At 73.1% G+C, this 16,622-nt stretch carries 15 protein-coding genes; 6 read left to right on the top strand and 9 right to left on the bottom strand.

Features of this window, described 5'->3' with window-relative positions; translation table 11 throughout:
• Positions 1–12 precede the first annotated feature (12 nt).
• On the top strand, positions 13–231 hold the full coding sequence (locus AB0J21_RS14125; RefSeq protein WP_363146159.1) for a hypothetical protein: 219 nt from the start codon (positions 13–15) through the stop codon (positions 229–231).
• Between the two features lie 44 nt (positions 232–275).
• Here AB0J21_RS14125 and AB0J21_RS14120 read toward each other — a convergent pair whose 3' ends face one another.
• A complete protein-coding gene (locus AB0J21_RS14120; RefSeq protein WP_363146158.1) occupies positions 276–479 on the bottom strand; it encodes a hypothetical protein in 204 nt (67 codons plus the stop codon).
• A 63-nt stretch (positions 480–542) separates the two neighbouring features.
• Positions 543–1,646, bottom strand: a complete 1,104-nt coding sequence (locus tag AB0J21_RS14115) for a hypothetical protein (RefSeq protein ID WP_363146157.1) — start codon at positions 1,644–1,646, stop codon at positions 543–545.
• Between the two features lie 185 nt (positions 1,647–1,831).
• On the opposite strand from AB0J21_RS14115, the gene npdG reads away from it, so the two are divergent.
• Together npdG and AB0J21_RS14105 are read left to right on the top strand one after the other, a co-directional pair.
• A complete protein-coding gene (gene npdG / locus AB0J21_RS14110; RefSeq protein ID WP_363146156.1) occupies positions 1,832–2,536 on the top strand; it encodes an NADPH-dependent F420 reductase in 705 nt (234 codons plus the stop codon).
• A gap of 113 nt (positions 2,537–2,649) precedes the next feature.
• Positions 2,650–2,853 (top strand): hypothetical protein, encoded by a 204-nt coding sequence (locus tag AB0J21_RS14105; protein WP_363146155.1) that lies wholly within the window; start codon positions 2,650–2,652, stop codon positions 2,851–2,853.
• A 27-nt stretch (positions 2,854–2,880) separates the two neighbouring features.
• On the opposite strand, the gene AB0J21_RS14100 is transcribed toward AB0J21_RS14105, so the two are convergent.
• Positions 2,881–3,678, bottom strand: coding sequence for a site-2 protease family protein (locus tag AB0J21_RS14100; RefSeq protein WP_363146154.1), 798 nt, complete (start codon positions 3,676–3,678; stop codon positions 2,881–2,883).
• Between the two features lie 401 nt (positions 3,679–4,079).
• Between AB0J21_RS14100 and AB0J21_RS14095 the strand changes: the two genes are divergently transcribed.
• A complete protein-coding gene (locus tag AB0J21_RS14095) occupies positions 4,080–7,511 on the top strand; it encodes a BTAD domain-containing putative transcriptional regulator (RefSeq protein WP_363146153.1) in 3,432 nt (1,143 codons plus the stop codon).
• Positions 7,512–7,542: 31 nt separating this feature from the next.
• Here AB0J21_RS14095 and AB0J21_RS14090 read toward each other — a convergent pair whose 3' ends face one another.
• From AB0J21_RS14090 to panB, 3 genes are all read right to left on the bottom strand, one after another.
• Entirely contained in the window at positions 7,543–8,364 is an 822-nt protein-coding gene (locus AB0J21_RS14090) for an ABC transporter permease (RefSeq protein ID WP_363146152.1), read from the bottom strand.
• Positions 8,361–9,407 carry an ATP-binding cassette domain-containing protein gene (locus tag AB0J21_RS14085; RefSeq protein ID WP_363146151.1) on the bottom strand — a complete coding sequence of 349 codons (1,047 nt, stop codon included), beginning with the start codon at positions 9,405–9,407 and terminating at the stop codon, positions 8,361–8,363. The genes AB0J21_RS14090 and AB0J21_RS14085 overlap by 4 nt, the downstream gene beginning before the upstream one ends.
• 254 nt (positions 9,408–9,661) lie before the next feature.
• Complete coding sequence (gene panB, locus AB0J21_RS14080) at positions 9,662–10,537, bottom strand: 3-methyl-2-oxobutanoate hydroxymethyltransferase (RefSeq protein ID WP_363146150.1); 876 nt, start codon at positions 10,535–10,537, stop codon at positions 9,662–9,664.
• A gap of 353 nt (positions 10,538–10,890) precedes the next feature.
• On the opposite strand from panB, the gene AB0J21_RS14075 reads away from it, so the two are divergent.
• Complete coding sequence (locus AB0J21_RS14075; protein ID WP_363146149.1) at positions 10,891–11,919, top strand: endonuclease/exonuclease/phosphatase family protein; 1,029 nt, start codon at positions 10,891–10,893, stop codon at positions 11,917–11,919.
• A 74-nt stretch (positions 11,920–11,993) separates the two neighbouring features.
• Here the strand turns inward: AB0J21_RS14075 and AB0J21_RS14070 are convergent, their stop codons facing one another.
• The gene (locus tag AB0J21_RS14070; RefSeq protein WP_363146148.1) at positions 11,994–13,754 is read right to left on the bottom strand and encodes an NAD+ synthase; all 1,761 of its coding nucleotides are present in this window, start codon (positions 13,752–13,754) and stop codon (positions 11,994–11,996) included.
• Between the two features lie 181 nt (positions 13,755–13,935).
• On the opposite strand from AB0J21_RS14070, the gene AB0J21_RS14065 reads away from it, so the two are divergent.
• Positions 13,936–14,937 (top strand): hydroxyacid dehydrogenase, encoded by a 1,002-nt coding sequence (locus AB0J21_RS14065; protein WP_363146147.1) that lies wholly within the window; start codon positions 13,936–13,938, stop codon positions 14,935–14,937.
• 22 nt (positions 14,938–14,959) lie between these two features.
• On the opposite strand, the gene AB0J21_RS14060 is transcribed toward AB0J21_RS14065, so the two are convergent.
• Together AB0J21_RS14060 and AB0J21_RS14055 are read right to left on the bottom strand one after the other, a co-directional pair.
• Positions 14,960–15,526, bottom strand: coding sequence for a DUF305 domain-containing protein (locus AB0J21_RS14060; RefSeq protein ID WP_363146146.1), 567 nt, complete (start codon positions 15,524–15,526; stop codon positions 14,960–14,962).
• Between the two features lie 68 nt (positions 15,527–15,594).
• A complete protein-coding gene (locus AB0J21_RS14055; protein WP_363146145.1) occupies positions 15,595–16,251 on the bottom strand; it encodes a DUF3105 domain-containing protein in 657 nt (218 codons plus the stop codon).
• Positions 16,252–16,622 lie beyond the last annotated feature (371 nt).

Genomic DNA, 16,622 nt, shown 5'->3' with positions numbered 1-16,622 from the left:
AGAGGACCGGTCATGGCCCTGTTCAGGAAGCGCGGAAGCGGAAAGCCAGGCGAGTGGTACTACTGCCTGGAGCACGGAAAGGTCGAGGAGGGCCCGCAGTGTCCCTCCAAGGACCGCATGGGGCCCTACTCCACGCCCTCGGAGGCCGAGCACGCGATGCGGACCGCCGAGGAACGCAACAAGGAGTGGGAGAACGACCCGCAGTGGAAGGACCCCAAGGCCGGGGAGTGACCCGGCCGGGGTGAGGGGAGCGGCCCGAAACGCCGGGGAGAGGTTCAGGGGTCTCGGCGGCGGCCCCGGCGGGGGAGCCGGGTCGCCATCCGCCACAGCACGCGGACGTCGTGGTAGTCGACCCCGGTCTCCACCGGATCGGGCAGGTTCTCGCGGTCGCTGCCGGAGACCGACTCACGGCCGTACGAGCCGGGAAACCGGACGGCGGTCCGCGGGGGCGAGCCGAAGCGCAGCTCCTGGGCCTCCACCGACGTGGTCAGTTCGATGTCGTCCGGCCCGGGCTCCTCGTCCCCGGGGGCGACGGTGCCGTTTCAGGGCGGCTCCTCGCGCTGGTGCGGGCGGGCGGGCCGCCGCCGCGAGGCGGCCTCCGCCGACCGTCCGGAGGTGCCCGTCTCCGCGCCGCCCACCCGCTTGCGGGTACGGGCCGCCGCCCTGCCCGCCTTGCGCGCCGTGCGGCCCGACTCGTCGACCGTGCGACCGCCGCTTCCGGTGCCGGAGTCGTCCCCGTCCCCGTTTTCGTCCTCGTCCTCGTCCTCGGCTTGGTCCTCGGCCTCGTCCGTGCCGCCGGTGGAGCCGGAAGAACCCGAGGAGCCGGCGCTCTCGGCCGCGTCACTCGCCTGGCCGACCACGTCGTCCGCCGCGTCACCCGCCCCACCGGCCGCCGCGCCCGCCGTCTCCCCGGCGCGGTCCACGGTCTTCCCGGCCTCGTCGCCGACCTGACCGGCCGTTTTCCCAGCGCCCTCGCCGACGTCCGAGGCCGCCTCGCCCGCTCCTCGCCCGACCTCCTTGGTCGTCTCCCCGGCGCCTTCACCGACGTCTCCGACGGCCTTGCCCGCGCCCCGGCCGACCTCCTTGGTCGTCTCCCCGGCGCCCTCGCCCACATCCTCGACGGCCTTGCTCGCACCCTGGCCGACTTCCTTCACCGTCTCCCCGGCGCCCTCGCCCACGTCCTGGACCGCCTTGCCCGCGCCCTGGCCGAGGTCACCGGCGGCCGAGCCGAGGCCCGAGGTGAGGTTCGCCAGGATCTCCGGGTTGCGGTCGATGGTGGTCAGCACCCGGTTGATGATCTGCGCGACGTTGTCCAGCCGCACCTTCAGCAGGGCCTGCGCGTCCACGCCCCGGATGCCGAGCTGGACCCGGCCCAGGGCCACGTCCGCGCCCACGTTGAGTTTGAGCAGGTCCAGCACCTCGGCCTGGAGGGACACCCGGGCCCGCAGGTCCTCGACCTCCAGATCGATCTCGTCCACGTGCAACTGCGGCACGTCGAGCAGGACGTCCGGATCGCCGCCGGGGTTGCCCGCCCGCGCCGGTTCCTGGCCGGAGGCGGGCGCGGGAAGGTGCTCCTCCTCCGACTCCTCGGCGTCGTCCCGCTCGGCCCGCTCGTCCTGCCGGGGGTCGAGTTCCTCGTCAGCCATGCCGCCCCCAAGGGGTGCCGGGTATGTGTGATCAGTCCGTTTTCCACCATAGATCCGGCAGGGTGAGGGCGCCGCTCGTGCCGCCGCCGGCCGCCCCGGCCCTCCGTCCCGGCGGTGGCCGGACGCGTGCACGCCGGCTCCGGCGCCGGACGCGGCCGGGCGTTACCAGCCAGTACGCTGCCGTCATGACTTCCACCGACAGTGCGCAGAAGCCGCCCGCCAGGGACCCCTGGGACCTCCCCGACGTCTCCGGACTCGTCGTCGGCGTGCTCGGCGGCACCGGAGACCAGGGCCGCGGACTCGCCTACCGGCTGGCCCGCGCGGGCCAGAAGGTGATCATCGGCTCGCGGGCCGCCGAACGCGCGGCCGCCGCCGCCGCCGAACTGGGCGAGGGCGTCGAGGGCGCCGACAACGCCGAGTGCGCCCGCCGCAGCGACATCGTGATCGTCGCCGTGCCCTGGGAGGGCCACAAGCCCCTGCTGGAGGGGTTGCGCGAGGAGCTCACGGGCAAGCTCGTCGTCGACTGCGTCAACCCGCTCGGCTTCGACAAGAAGGGCGCCTACGCGCTCAAGCCCGAGGAGGGCAGCGCCGCCGAACAGGCCGCCGCCCTGCTGCCCGGCTCCCGGGTCACCGCGGCCTTCCACCACCTCTCGGCGGTCCTGCTGCAGAACCCCGACGTCGAGCAGATCGACACCGACGTGCTCGTCCTCGGCGAAGCCCGCGCCGACACCGACCTCGTCCAGGCCCTCGCCGCCCGCATCACCGGGATGCGCGGGATCTTCGCGGGGCGGCTGCGCAACGCCCACCAGGTCGAGTCCCTCGTCGCCAACCTGATCTCCGTCAACCGCCGGTACAAGGCGCACGCGGGTCTGCGCGTCACCGACGTCTGAGCCGCCGGTCCCGGGCCCCGCCTCGCGGACCGGGCCCAGGACCGGGGCACACGGGGCATGGGGGACACTGGTCGGGCACGCCACATCCGTATCCGGACAAGGAGCCGACCCCCATGCCCCGCCTCGCTCTGTACTCCGTCGTCGTCTGCGTCCTCGCCGTCGCGGCGGCGGTCGTCTCCTTCGTCCAGGGCAGCTGGCTCGGGATCGTCTGGGTCCTGATCGCCGGTATCTCCTCGAACATGACCTGGTACTACGCGCGCCGCGCCAAGTTCGAGAAGCAGGCACGCGAGGCCGGGCAGTCCGCCTTCACCGGCTGAGACGAGACCGGGCCCCTCGCCCCCGGCTCAGCCCAGAGAGGCGCAGAACCCGTCCCGCTCGCGCCAGAACTGGTAGAGGTCCCGGCCGCAGTACGTCTCGACGTCGCTCACCCCGAGCCCGCGCAGCAGCGCGTCGACCGCGTCGAAGAACGCCGCGTTGACCTCCGGCACCCACAGCAGCCCGAAGACCGCGATCAGCCCGAAGGGCGCGAAGGGCTCCACCTGCCGGCGCACCCCGTGCGACAGCCACGGCTCGATCACCCCGTAGCCGTCCAGGCCCGGCACCGGCACGAAGTTCAGGATCGCCGCCGTCACCTGGAGCAGCGCCAGGAAGGCCAGCGCGAACCGGAAGACGACCGGCACCCCGTCCAGCGCGTCCAGCCAGAACGGGGCCGTGCACACCACGGCGAACAGCACGTTGGTCAGCGGGCCGGCCGCCGAGATCAGGCTGTGCCGCCAGCGCCCCCGGATCCGCCCGCGCTCGATGTAGACCGCGCCACCGGGCAGCCCGATACCGCCGAGGATCACGAACAGCACCGGCAGCACGATGCTCAGCAGCGCGTGCGTGTACTTCAGCGGATTCAGCGTCAGATAGCCCTTGGCGCCGATCGAGATGTCCCCGCTGTGCAGCGCCGTGCGGGCGTGCGCGTACTCGTGCAGGCACAGCGACACGACCCACATCGCGGTCACGAACAGGAACACCGCGAACGCCGTGGCGTCCGCGTACCGCGTCCACACGGCCCAGCCGGAGACCGCCGCGACCGCGGCGAGCCCCAGGAACACCGGACTGATCCGCCGGTCACTGCGGGAAGGGGCGGTCGTCATACGGGCTGCTCCTGAACTACGGGGGCCGGGCGGGTACGAGGAACGTACCAACGCGGGCGAAGCCCGCGGACGACGACCGGTGACGGGTGGCTTGAGCACCTCCACGCGGAACTGCCGGAAGGCGGTGGGCGTCGTGGCCTCGGAGCGCACTGCTCGGTGCTGCAGAGGCCGTCGTCGATCGCGGCCGGCCGTCACCGGCTGAGCGGCTCCCGGTCGCCCCGGCCCCCCGCGTACGCGCCGTGCTGAGAACGCGTCCGCCCCGGCCTCCCGGCCGTTCGTCCCGTCCGTCCGGTTCTCGACGGTCCGGTGCGAGCCCACGTTCCGGGTGACCCGTGTGCGGTGCGGGGAGGTGGCGCCGAGGTCAGTGACGGGCGGGGGCGCGTGGCGTACACAATGGGGGCGTGCGCTACCGCGTCCTCGGCACCACCACCGTTCTCCGCCCCGACGGCACGGCCGTCCCGCTGGGCGGGGCCCGGCTGCGCGCACTGCTGACCGTGCTCGCCCTGCGGGCCGGGCGGACCGTCCCCGCCTCGGCCCTCGTGGACGAGGTGTGGGGGGACCAGCCGCCCGCCGACCCGCACGGGGCGCTCCAGGCCCTCGTGGGGCGGCTGCGGCGCGTCCTGGGCGCCGGGGAGATCGCCTCGGCCGAGGCCGGCTACCGGCTGACCGCCGCACCGGACGCCGTCGACCTGCACCGCTTCGCCCGGCTCGCCGCCGAAGGGCGTACCGCGCTCGACCGGGGCGAGGCCCCGCGCGCCGCCGCACTGCTGGACGAGGCGTTCGGGCTGTGGCGCGAACCCCCACTGCCCGACCTGCCCGAGCGCACCGCCGAGGCCGCCCACTGGGAGCGGCTGGCCCACATGGCCCGCACCGCGCGCCTCTCGGCCGCCCTCGCCCTCGGCCACGCCGAACAGGCCCTGCCCGACCTCGCCGCGCTGTGCCTCGTCCACCCGCTCGACGAACCCCTCCAGGCCCTGCGGCTGCGGGCCCTGCGGGACACCGGCCGGGCCGCCGAGGCCCTCGACGCCTACGCCCGGGTCCGCGCGACCCTCGTCGAGAGGCTCGGCACCGAACCGGGACCGGAACTGCGGGCCCTGCACACCGCCCTCGTCCGGGGCGACCCGCACCGCCGTGAGGGTCCGCCGGCGCCCGGAGGCCCCGAGCCGCGCCCGGGCGGCGACGTGCCCGCCTCCCCGGCGCCCGCCGCCCCGGCCGGGGTCGGCAACCTGCGGGCCCGGCTGACCTCCTTCGTCGGCCGCGAGGCCGAGGTCGCCGCGCTGCGCGAGGACCTCACCAGCGCGCGGCTCGTGACGCTGCTCGGCCCCGGCGGCTCGGGCAAGACCCGGCTCAGCCAGGAGACCGCCGAGACCCTCGCGGGCGCGTTCCCGCACGGCGTGTGGCTCGCCGAACTGGCGCCGGTCAGCGATCCGGAAGCGGTGCCCGCCGCCGTCCTGGGCGCGGTCGGCGCGCGCGAGACCGTCCTGCGCGGCGTCGGCGCGGAGGAGATGCGGGTCGCGACCGAACGGCACGGGGACGACGCCCTCAGCCGGCTCACCGAGTACTGCGCCCCGCGCCACATGGTGCTGCTCCTCGACAACTGCGAGCACGTCGTCGACGCCGCGGCCCACCTCGCCCAGACCCTCCTGGAACGCTGCCCCCAGCTGACCGTCATCGCGACCAGCCGGGAGCCCCTCGGCGTACCGGGGGAGCGACTGCGCCCCGTCGACCCGCTCACCGAGCCCTACGCCGTACGCCTCTTCGCCGAACGCGGAGCCGCCGCCCGGCCCGGTTTCCGGGCTGACGAGGACCCCGGAGCGGTCGCCGAGATCTGCCGCCGGCTCGACGGGCTTCCCTTGGCGATCGAACTGGCCGCGGCCCGGCTGCGGATGCTGACGCCGCGCCAGATCGCCGACCGGCTCGACGACCGCTTCCGGCTGCTCACCAGCGGCAGCCGCACCGTGCTGCCCCGTCAGCAGACGCTGCGGGCCGTGGTCGACTGGTCCTGGGACCTGCTGGACGAGCGGGAACGCGGGGTGCTCGGCCGGCTGTCCGTGTTCGCGGGCGGCTGCGACCTGCCCGCCGCGGAAGCGGTGTGCGCCACCGGCCGCGTTCCGCCCGAGGACGTCGCCGGACTGGTCGGTTCCCTTGTCGACAAGTCGCTGGTCGTCGCGGCCCCCTCCCCGGCGGGCGGCATGCGCTACCGGCTGCTGGAGACCGTCGGCGAGTACGCGGCGGCCCGGCTCGCCGAGGCGGAGGACGAGGCGGCGGCGCGGGCCGCGCACCTCGTGCACTACCGCGAACTCGCCCGTACCACCGACCCCGAACTGCGCGGATTCCGCCAGCGCGAGGCGATCACCCGGCTGGAGGGCGAGTACGAGAACCTGCGGGCCGCCCTGCGCAAGGCCATAGGCGACCGGAACGAGCAGGAGGCGCTGTGCCTCGTGCTGTCCCTCGCCTGGTACTGGCAGATCCGCGGCCCCCGCGCCGAGGCCCTGCAGTGGTCCTCGGCCGCCGCCGCGCTGGGCCCCGACCCCTTCGGCCCCGGCGCGGAACCCGCCCGGCCGCTGTACACGAGCTGCACCGAGCAGCCGCCGCCCATGCGCCCCGAGGTCCTCGCCGAGGCCCGGCGCGGAGTGCACCTCGTGCATCTCGCCCACATGGACATGCAACTCGAACAGTGGCGGGAACCCGCGGGGCGGGCGAGGCTGCGCACCGTCACCGAGGTCTACCGGCCCGGACTGCCGCAGACCTGCCGGCCGCCGGGCAACATCTGGTTCTACGCCGTCGTGTTCACCGCCGACCTGGCCCGGCTCGGCGAGGTGGTCGACGAGACGGTCCGTGCCTGCCGGGAGCTCGGCTACCGCTGGGAGCTGGCGCTCGCGCTGCAGAACCGCGCCAACCTGCTGGCCGGCCGCTCCGACGTGGCCGGGGACGCCCGCGCCGACGCCGACGAGGCGCTGCGGCTGTTCCGGGAACTCGGCGACATCTGGGGCGCCGCCGAGGCCCTGTCCTCACGGGGCGAGGCCTTCGAGCACATGGGCGCGATCGAGGAGGCGGGCGCCGACTACGAGCAGGCCGCGACCTACGCCGGTGAACTCGGGGCCGTCAGCCAGATGGGCATCCTCCAGGCACGGCTCGCCGGAATGCTCATCGAGTCGGGGGAGAGCGACAAGGGCGAGGCACTGCTGCGGGACCTGCTCGACCAGGACCTCCCGCAGGGCAACGAGGCGCTGCCCGCCGCCTGCATGTTCCTCGCGATGCACCTGGGCAGGACCGGACGCACCACCGAGGCCAGGGAAACCCTCGAACGGCTGCGGATCGACTTCGAGGCCGCGTCGTTCATGGTCTTCGACGGAATCCTCCTGCGCATCACCGCGTGGCTCGACACCCTGGAGGGCCGCTACGCCGAGGCGCTGGAGCATCTGTGCAAGGGACTGGACAGCTCCCTCGACCAGCTCGCGCTGATGATCGCCCCGCACCTGCCGTCCGGGTACTTCCAGATCGCCGCGCTCACCCTCGCCCGCCGGGGCACCGGCACGGGCGAGCGCGAGGACATCCTGCTCGCCGCCCGGCTGCTCGGCGCGGCCGAAGGACAGTTGCCGGAGGGCCACTGCCTGACCTCGCTGGACCGCGAACTCTTCGAGGAGACCGAGCGGCACATCCGCGACTGGCGGCCGCCGAACGACACCGCCCGCCCCCGGGGGGACGGGCCGGACGGCGAGGCGGAAGGGATCGACGCCGGGACGCTGGCGCGCTGCCGGGCCGAGGGCGCCGCCCTGTCGCTGGACGAATCCCTGGCCCTGGTGCGCGCACTCGCGGCGGCGGCGCACTGATCCGCGCCGCCCCGGCCCTCCTGCACCGCGCTCAGGTGCGGGTCCGGAACTTGTGGATCGCGATGGGCGCCATGACCGCGGTGAGCGTCACCGACCAGATCAGCGTCACCGTGATCCCGTGCGTCAGCGGACCGCCGTTGATCAGGCCCCGGGCCGAGTCCGCGAGCGCCGAGAGCGGGTTGTAGTCCGTGAAGGCCTGGAGCCAGCCGGGCATCGAGGCGGTCGGCGCGAAGATGGAGGAGCCGAACTGGAGCGGCATCATCACGAGGAAGCCCATCGCCTGGATCGCCTGGGCGCTCTTCATCACGACGCCCAGCGTCAGGAAGATCCACATGATCGAGGAGCCGAAGAGCATCGCCAGCCCGATCGCCGCGAACAGGCCCGGCACGCTGGACACCGACAGGCCCAGGGCGAAACCCACCGCGAGCAGGACCATCACGGCGATCAGCCCGCGGCCGACCTCGACCACTATCTTGGCGATCAGCACCGAGGACCGGGCGATCGGCAGGGTCCGGAAGCGGTCCATGACCCCGGTCTGGAAGTCCTGGTTGAAGCCGGTACCGACCCCCATGGCCATGTTCATACCCATCATGGCCATGAGCCCGGGGACGACGTAGTTGACGTACTCGCCCTGGTTGCCCTTCCCCGCGATCGCGCCGCCGAAGACGAACACGAACAGCAGCGTGAACACGATCGGCATCAGGATCGCGTCGAACATCGACTCAGGGTCCTGCTTGATCCACAGCAGGTTGCGGCGGGCCAGCGCCCCGGTGTGCCGCAGATTCGCCCGCAGGCCGAGCCGGCCCTCGCCCTTCGGGGCCATGGCGGAGGACGTGACGGTGGCGGCGCTCATGCGGAGACCTTCTCTCGGACGGCGGGAGCGGCGTCTTCCGGCTGCTCCGCGTCGATGTGGCTGGCTTTCTGGCCCGTCAGGGAGAGGAACACCTCGTCCAGACTGGGCAGTTCGGTGGTGAGATCGGCGAGCGCCATGCCGCGTGAGGCGATCACGCCGATCACCGCGGTCAGCTGCTCGTCGCTCAGGATCGGCACGGCGACGCTCCCGCTCTCGGCGTCCACGGTGGCCGTGGCGAGGCCCGTGAGGCCGCTGTCGTCCATCAGGGCGGCCAGGGAGGGCAGCTCCGCCCGGTCCGCCGGGCGCACCCGCAGGAGCCGGCCGCCGACCCGCGCCTTGAGGTCGTCCACCGCGCCGCCCGCGACGACGCGGCCCCGGTCGATCACGCTCAGCTCACCGGCGAGCTGTTCGGCCTCCTCCATGTACTGCGTGGTGAGCAGCACCGTCACTCCGTCCCCGACCATGCGCTGGACCTCGCTCCACACCTCGTTGCGGGTGCGCGGGTCCAGGCCCGTGGTCGGCTCGTCGAGGTAGAGCACGGCGGGGCTGCCGATCATGGAGGCGGCGAGGTCCAGCCGGCGGCGCATCCCGCCCGAGTAGGTCCCCGCGACCCGCTTGGCCGCCTCCGTCAGGGAGAACCGCTCCAGCAGTTCGTCGGCGCGCCTGCGGGCGTCCGCGCGGCTCAGGTCGAGCAGCCGCCCGATCAGGTACAGGTTCTCGCGGCCGGACAGCTTCTCGTCCACCGAGGCGTACTGCCCGGTGAGGCCGATGACCCGGCGCAGCCGGCGCGGCTCGCGCAGGACGTCCACCCCGGCGACCGAGGCCGTGCCCGCGTCGGGGGTGATGAGAGTGGACAGGCAGCGCACCAGGGTGGTCTTCCCCGCGCCGTTGGGCCCGAGCACGCCGAGGACGGTGCCCTCGCGTACATCGAGGTCCACCCCGTCCAGGGCCTTGGTCTCGCCGTAGTGCTTGACCAGACCGCGTACGGAGATGGCGATGTCGCCGCCGCCCCGCCGGGCTGTCGTCATGTCGTTTCGCGTCATGACCACAGAGTGACAGGCGCCGCCGACAGCGCGCCGACATGCCACCGACACCGCGCTGACCTGCGCTGATTCCCGGATCATCGGTGGTCTGTCGGCGCCGGGGGCGCACGCGCGTACGAAAGCGCCCCCGGTGTGCGGGACACCGGGGGCGCTTCGCCGCGCTGCTTTCAGGCCCAGGGGCCGCACGGTCAGCGGCGACGCAGCCGGTGGCCGCGCCGTCCGCGGATCAGTGCACCCGCGTACTCCTGCGCGGATCAGTGCACCGCGTGCTCCTCCGCGGGGAAGGCGCCGCTCGCCACGTCCTCGGCGAAGGCGCGGGCCGCGTCGCCCATGACCGCGCGCAGGTCGGCGTACTTCTTGACGAACCGGGGGACCTTCCCGCCGGTCAGGCCCATCATGTCCGTCCACACGAGCACCTGCGCGTCGGTGTCGGCGCCGCCCCCGATGCCCACGGTCGGGATGCTCAGAGTGCGGGTCACCTCGGCGGCCAGCTCGGCGGGGACCAGTTCGAGGACGACCGCGAAGGCGCCCGCGTCCTGGACCGCCTTCGCGTCCCGCAGCAGTTGCGCCGCGGCCTCCTCGCCGCGCCCCTGCACGCGGTAGCCCATCGAGTTGACCGACTGCGGGGTGAGGCCGATGTGGCCCATGACCGGGATGCCGGCCTCCACGAGGGTCCTGATCTGCTCGTGCGAGCGTTCCCCGCCCTCCAGCTTGACGGCCCCGACCCCGGCCTCCTTCACCAGGCGCATCGCCGAGCGCAGCGCCTGCGCGGGCCCCTCCTGGTAGGAACCGAAGGTCAGGTCGGCGACGATCAGCGCGCGCTTGGTGCCGCGCACGACGGCCGCCGCGAGCATCGTCATCTCGTCGAGGGTGACGGGGACGGTCGTGTCGTACCCCAGGTGACAGTTGCCCATCGAGTCGCCGACGAGCATCACCGGAATACCGGACTCGTCGAAGACGGAGGCGGTCATCGCGTCGTACGCGGTGAGCATGGGCCACTTCTCGCCCCGCTCCTTGGCACGGGCGATGTCGTGCACGGTGACGCGGCGCTTGGCGCTCCTGCCGTACAGCGTGCCTACGGCGGCAGGCTCGGTGGCGGGGGGATTCTGGGCAGCGGGAAGCTGAGACATCCTGCGGCTCCTTCATGTGTGTCATCTCGAGGCGCCCTGTCGGCGTCCCCGGATCACTTCTCATGGTGACACTTCGCACGCGAGGACGAAAAGGGGGGAGGGGTGAGCAGTGCGCGAAGCGGGCGGAAAACGCGGAGCCGCGCTCGGGTTCCCGCCCGGGGGAGGGCCTGGGGAGGGCCGAATATGCGCGTTCCGTTACAAGCCCGGCCCTCGCCTCCCCCGCAGGAACTGGCCGGCGGCCACCCTTCGTCCTCCTGGCGGAAACGTCCGCCGGCCGACGGCGGGAAAGAGAGCCGCCCATCCCCTAATGTCTGGGGTCGGACGGTGTGCACGGCAGTCAGTGAGGCGACGGTATGGCGCAGGCGTACATGACGGAGACCGGCAGTGAGGGTCAGGGCCCCGAGGCCCGCAAACGCCGCCTGCGCAGCCCTTTCTCCGGCTGGCGCGACCGGGGGATCTGGCGGCGCGGGCTGGTCCTGTCGGCGCTCGCGCTCGTCGTGGCGCTGATCATGCTCGTGCACTCGCACATCCCGAACTCGGTGGGCAACCTCGGCAGCCTCGTCGACACCTTCCTGCCGTGGATCGGGCTCGCCGTGCCGGTGCTGATCGTGCTCGCCCTGGTGCGCCGCTCGGCCACCGCGCTGATCGTGCTGATCCTCCCGGTGGCCGTGTGGCTGAACCTGTTCGGCGGGCTGGTCACCGACAAGTCGCACGGGCGCGGCGACCTGACCGTGGCGACGCACAACGTCAACGCGGAGAACAGTGATCCGGCCGCGACCGCCCGCACCGTGGTGGCCTCCGGCGCGCAGGTCGTGGCGCTGGAGGAGCTGACCGCCCGCGCGGCGCCCGCGTACGCGGCCGCCCTGGCCGGGACCTACCCGTACCACTCCGTGCAGGGCACCGTGGGGCTGTGGAGCAAGTACCCGCTGAGCGACACCAAGCCGGTCGACATCAAGCTCGGCTGGGTCCGCGCGATGCGCTCCACGGTGAGCACGCCGAAGGGCAGGGTGGCCTTCTACGTCGCGCACCTGCCCTCCGTGCGGGTCAAGGTCGACACCGGCTTCGAGGCCGGTCAGCGCGACCGCAGCGCCGAGGCGCTCGGCGTCGCGATCCGCAGGGAACCGCTCAAAAACGTCGTCCTGCTCGGCGACCTCAACGGCACGATGAACGACCGCGCGCTGTCCCCGGTGACCGCCCAGATGCGCTCGACCCAGGGCGCGGCCGGCGACGGCTTCGGCTTCAGCTGGCCCGCGTCCTTCCCGATGGCCAGGATCGACCAGATCATGGTGCGCGGCGCCGACCCCGTCTCCTCGTGGGCGCTGCCCGAGACCGGCTCCGACCACCTCCCGATCGCCGCCTCCGTCCGCCTCGCCGAGAACTGACCGACCGCGCACCAGCGCGAAGGGCCCGTGCCGCCTCCCCGGAGGCGGCACGGGCCCTTCGCGCGGCCGGCCGGCTACCGCCCCGCCGCCTCGCGCCACCGGTTCGTGACGGGCATACGACGGTCCTTGCCGAAGCCCTTCGCGGAGATCTTCGTGCCCGGCGGGTACTGGCGCCGCTTGTACTCGGCGTTGTCCACGAGCCGCAGCGTCTTCGCCACGACCTCCGGGTCGAAACCGGCCGCCACGATCGCGTCGGACCCCTGGTCCTGGTCGACGTACATCTCCAGGATCCGGTCGAGCACGTCGTAGTCGGGCAGCGAGTCGGTGTCCACCTGGCCGGGGCGCAGCTCGGCGCTCGGCGGCTTGCTGATCGAGTTCGGCGGGATCGGCGGGGTCTGCCCGCGCTCCTCGGCGGCCCGGTTGCGCCAGCGGGCGAGCCGGAAGACCAGGGACTTGTAGACGTCCTTGATCGGCCCGTACGCGCCCACCGCGTCCCCGTACAGCGTCGAGTAGCCCACCGCGAGCTCCGACTTGTTGCCGGGCGCCAGCACGATCTGCCCCTCCTGGTTGGAGATGCCCATGAGCGTCGTCCCGCGCAGCCGCGCCTGGAGGTTCTCCTCGGCCAGGCCCGTGAAGCCCAGCTCCCCCTGGTACGCGTCGAACATGGGGCCGATCGCGACCGTGCGGTAGTGCAGGCCGGTGCGGGCCGCGAGGTCGGCCGCGTCGTCCTTCGAGTGCTCGGAGGAGTACCGGGAGGGCATCGACACGCCGTACACGTTCTGCGCGCCCAGCGCGTCGCAGGCGATCGCGGCGGTCAGCGCCGAGTCGATCCCGCCCGACAGGCCGATCAGGACGCCGCCCAGGCCGTTCTTGGCGACGTACGCCCGCAGCCCCATGACGAGCGCCGAGTAGACCTCCTCCTCGTCCTCCAGCCGCTCCGCGTAGCCCCCGGTGTGCTCCGGCTCGTACGCGGGCAGCGGATCGGCGGACAGCGTCACGTGCTCGATCCGCAGGCCGTCGTCCACCAGACCGGAGGGCGCGGTCGACGGGGCGGCCGGCAGGTCCAGGTCGAGCAGGACACTGCCCTCGGTGAACTGCGGGGCGCGCGCGATCACCCCGCCGTCCCGGTCGACCACGATCGAGTCGCCGTCGAAGACCAGCTCGTCCTGACCGCCGGTCATCGCGACGTACGCCGTCACGCAGCCCGCCTCCTGGGCGCGTTTGCGCACCAGTTCCAGCCGGGTGTCGTCCTTCTCGCGCTCGTAGGGGGAGGCGTTGATCGCGACGAGCAGCCCGGCGCCCGCCGCGCGGGTGGCCGGCACCCGGCCGCCGTCCTGCCACAGGTCCTCGCAGATCGCGAGGGCCACGTCCACGCCGTGCACCCGCACCACGGGCAGCGTGTCGCCCGGCACGAAGTAGCGGAACTCGTCGAACACCCCGTAGTTGGGCAGGTGGTGCTTGGCGAAGCGCAGGGCGACCTCGCCCCGGTGCAGGACGGCGCCCGCGTTGCGCGGGGAACCGGCCGGCATGCCGTAGCGGTGCTGGTCGGTCTCACTGCGGTCGAGATAGCCGACGACGACCGGCAGTTCGCCGAGCCCCCCCTCGACGAGCCGGGCGGCCAGCGCGCGCAGCGCGGCGCGGGAGGCCTCGACGAAGGAGGAGCGCAGGGCCAGGTCCTCGACGGGATAGCCGGTCAGCACCATCTCGGGGAAGGCGACCAGATGGGCCCCCTGCCCAGCGGCGTGCCGGGTCCATTGCACGACCGATTCCGTGTTGCCGGCGAGATCGCCGACGACCGCGTCGATCTGATTCAGGGCGAGACGTAGTTGAGGCACCCGCCCAGTGTAATCGTCTGTTTGACGCGATGGGGGTGGGGAGAGACTGGCGGCGCGGCTCGCGAGCCCCGGACGGCCTTGACCACCGGGAACGGACCGGCCTAGCGTGAGCGGCGCGTAGAAAACGCTTTCTACAAGGGAGTCCCCCGGCGTACGGCCGGGGGTGGAGAGAGGGGTGGCCGTGGCGGACCGACCGGTCGTGGCGGTGGCGATGGGCGAGGACGTCGTGGAGCGGGCCCTGCCCGGGCCGGTGTGGGACCGGCTCGCCCGGGTCGCCGAGATCGCCGGGCCGCCCCTCACCGGGGATCTGAGCACCCCTCGGGAGCGGTCCGTGCTGGCCCGCGCCGAGGTGCTGATCACCGGCTGGGGCTGCCCCACGCTGGACGCCGGACTGCTGGCCGCCGCCCCGCTGCTGCGCGCCGTGTGCCACGGGGCGGGCACGGTCAAGGGGCTGGTCACGGACGCGCTGTGGGAGCGCGGCATCACGGTGTCCTCGGCAGCCTCCGCCAACGCGGGCCCCGTCATCGACTACACCCTCGCCTGCGTGACCCTGGCCGCGAAACGGGCCCTCGCCACCGCCGCGGGCTATCCCGGCCACTGGCCCGGCTTCCTGGAGCGCACCGGGCTCGACGGACGGACCGTCGGCGTCGTCGGGGCCTCCAGGATCGGCCGGGGCGTCATCGCCGGACTGCGGGCCTCCGAGGCCGACCGGCACGTCCTGCTGCACGATCCGTACGTGAGCGAGGCGGAGGCCGCCGCGCTGGGCGCCGAGGCGGTGTCCCTGCCCGAACTGTGCCGGCGCAGCGACATCGTCACCGTGCACGCCCCCGAACTGCCCGCCACGCGCGGCATGCTGAACGCCGCTCTGCTCGCCCTCATCCCGGACGGCGGGGCCCTGGTGAACACGGCGCGCGGCAGCCTCGTGGACACCGAGGCCCTCGTGCGGGAGTGCGCCACCGGCCGGATCGACGCCTACCTGGACGTCACCGACCCCGAGCCGCTGCCCGCCGGGCACCCGCTCCTGACCCTCCCCAACGTCCTGGTGACCCCGCACATCGCGGGCGCGCAGGGCGCCGAGGTCGCGCGCCTGGGCCGGTACGCCGTGGCGGAGACGGAACGCTTCGCGCGCGGCGAACCGCTCCAGGGGGCGCTGACCAGGTCCGATCTGGACCGGATCGCCTGACGCACCCCCGGGCGGCCCGGCCTCAGGGGCGGGGTGCGGCGCCCCGCTTCCTCAGCAGGTCCTCCATGAGCGAGATCTCCGACTGCTGCGAGGCGACCATGGACCGCGCGAGCCGCCGCTCCGCCCCGTTCGCGCAACGCGACGCGCAGCCGCTCGCCATGTGCACCCCGCCCTTGTGGTGCTCGATCATGAGCTGGAGGTAGAGGATCTCGGCCTTGCGGCCGTTGGAGGTGCGCAGCGCGTCGAGTTCGGCGTTGGTCGCCATGCCCGGCATGAGCGCCCCGTCCTCGCCCGGCGGCATCGAGCGCATCCCCATCCAGGTCATGGGCGGGCGGCCACTGGTCTTCGGCAGCTCCCACAGGTCCAGCCAGCCCAGCAGCATCCCGCGCTGGTTGGCCTGGGTCTGCGCGACGTCGTACGCCAGCCGCCGGATCTCCTCGTCCTTCGTACGGTCGCGCACGATGAAGGACATCTCCACCGCCTGCTGGTGGTGGACCGTCATGTCCTGCGCGAAACCCGCGTCGGCCGAGTCGGCGGCCGGCACGCTCACCGAGGTACGGCCGCCCCCGTCGCCGTGCGCGGTGGCCACGGTGGTCACCGTGCCGCCGGCCACGACCAGACCGGCCGCGGCACACAGCCCGAGCGTCCAGCCGCGCCTCACTGGCCGAGACCGCCGGTGCAGGCGGCGCCCGGCTCGGGGGTCTGTGGCCCCTGGACGTACTTGCTGAAGAACTGCGCCACGCGCGGGTCCTTCGCGCTGTCCACGGTCACCTGCTTGCCCCAGGCGCTGAGCATGAGCGCGCCCTTCTGGCCCTCGTAGGGGCTCATGAGGGAGTACGGGGTCTTGTCGACCCTGGCCGCGAGCGCCTTCACGTCGGCCTCGGGGGCGTCCTTGGTGTACGTGACCCAGACCGAGCCGTGCTCCAGCGAGTGGACGGCGTTGACGTCCGGTATCGCCTTGTCGTAGACGTCGCCGTCGCAGTTCATCCAGACCTGGTTGTGGTCGCCGCCGACCGGCGGGGTCATCGGGTAGGAGACCTTCTTGGTCACGTGGTTGCGGCCCAGCTTCTTCGCGTCCCAGTCCTTCTCGCCCTTGACGGGGGCCGACGCGACGGCCTTGTCCTTCTTGTCGTCGTCGGAGTTCTTCTTCAGCGCGTAGGCGCCGAAGCCCACGAGTCCGAGGACGATGACCGCGCTCGCCGTGATCGCGACGATGCGGTTGCGGCGGTCCCGGGAGCGGTCGGCCTGCCGCATCTCCTCTATTCGGGCCCGGCGGTCATTTGCTGATTTCGAGGCATTTTTGGCGGAACCCATGACGTGTCCTTTACTCGGTCTTGGTGCGGCCCAGCCCGCTGATCGTAAGCGGAGAGGGTGGTGCGAAGACCAGAAGGCGGCGGGGATTCGGCGGAAATCCCTTGTGGCCCCGGCGACTTGGGAGGAGTCCTGGGGCGCGGACGGGCACGGGTCGACCCGGCAGGTCCCCATACCCCACAATGAACGCGGCCGGGATCAGCCGTGCGCGGCGGTGACCCGGAGGCGGCCGTCCGCGCGGCGGACGGGCACTATGGGCGGGAACGGTTCCGTCCCGCGGGGGATCGGCCTTGTGTTCGCAACCCGCAGGTAATCGTGTGGTGGGATGCTCATATGCCCCCCGGTGCCCCTGGCAGCGGTGCAAGGCGGCTCGA

The organism is Streptomyces sp. NPDC049954 (assembly GCF_040656295.1).
In the GTDB taxonomy this organism is placed as follows: Bacteria; Actinomycetota; Actinomycetes; order Streptomycetales; family Streptomycetaceae; genus Streptomyces.
The sequence above is the reverse complement of the archived record's forward strand: the minus strand, read 5'-3'. Positions and strand labels throughout refer to the sequence as shown.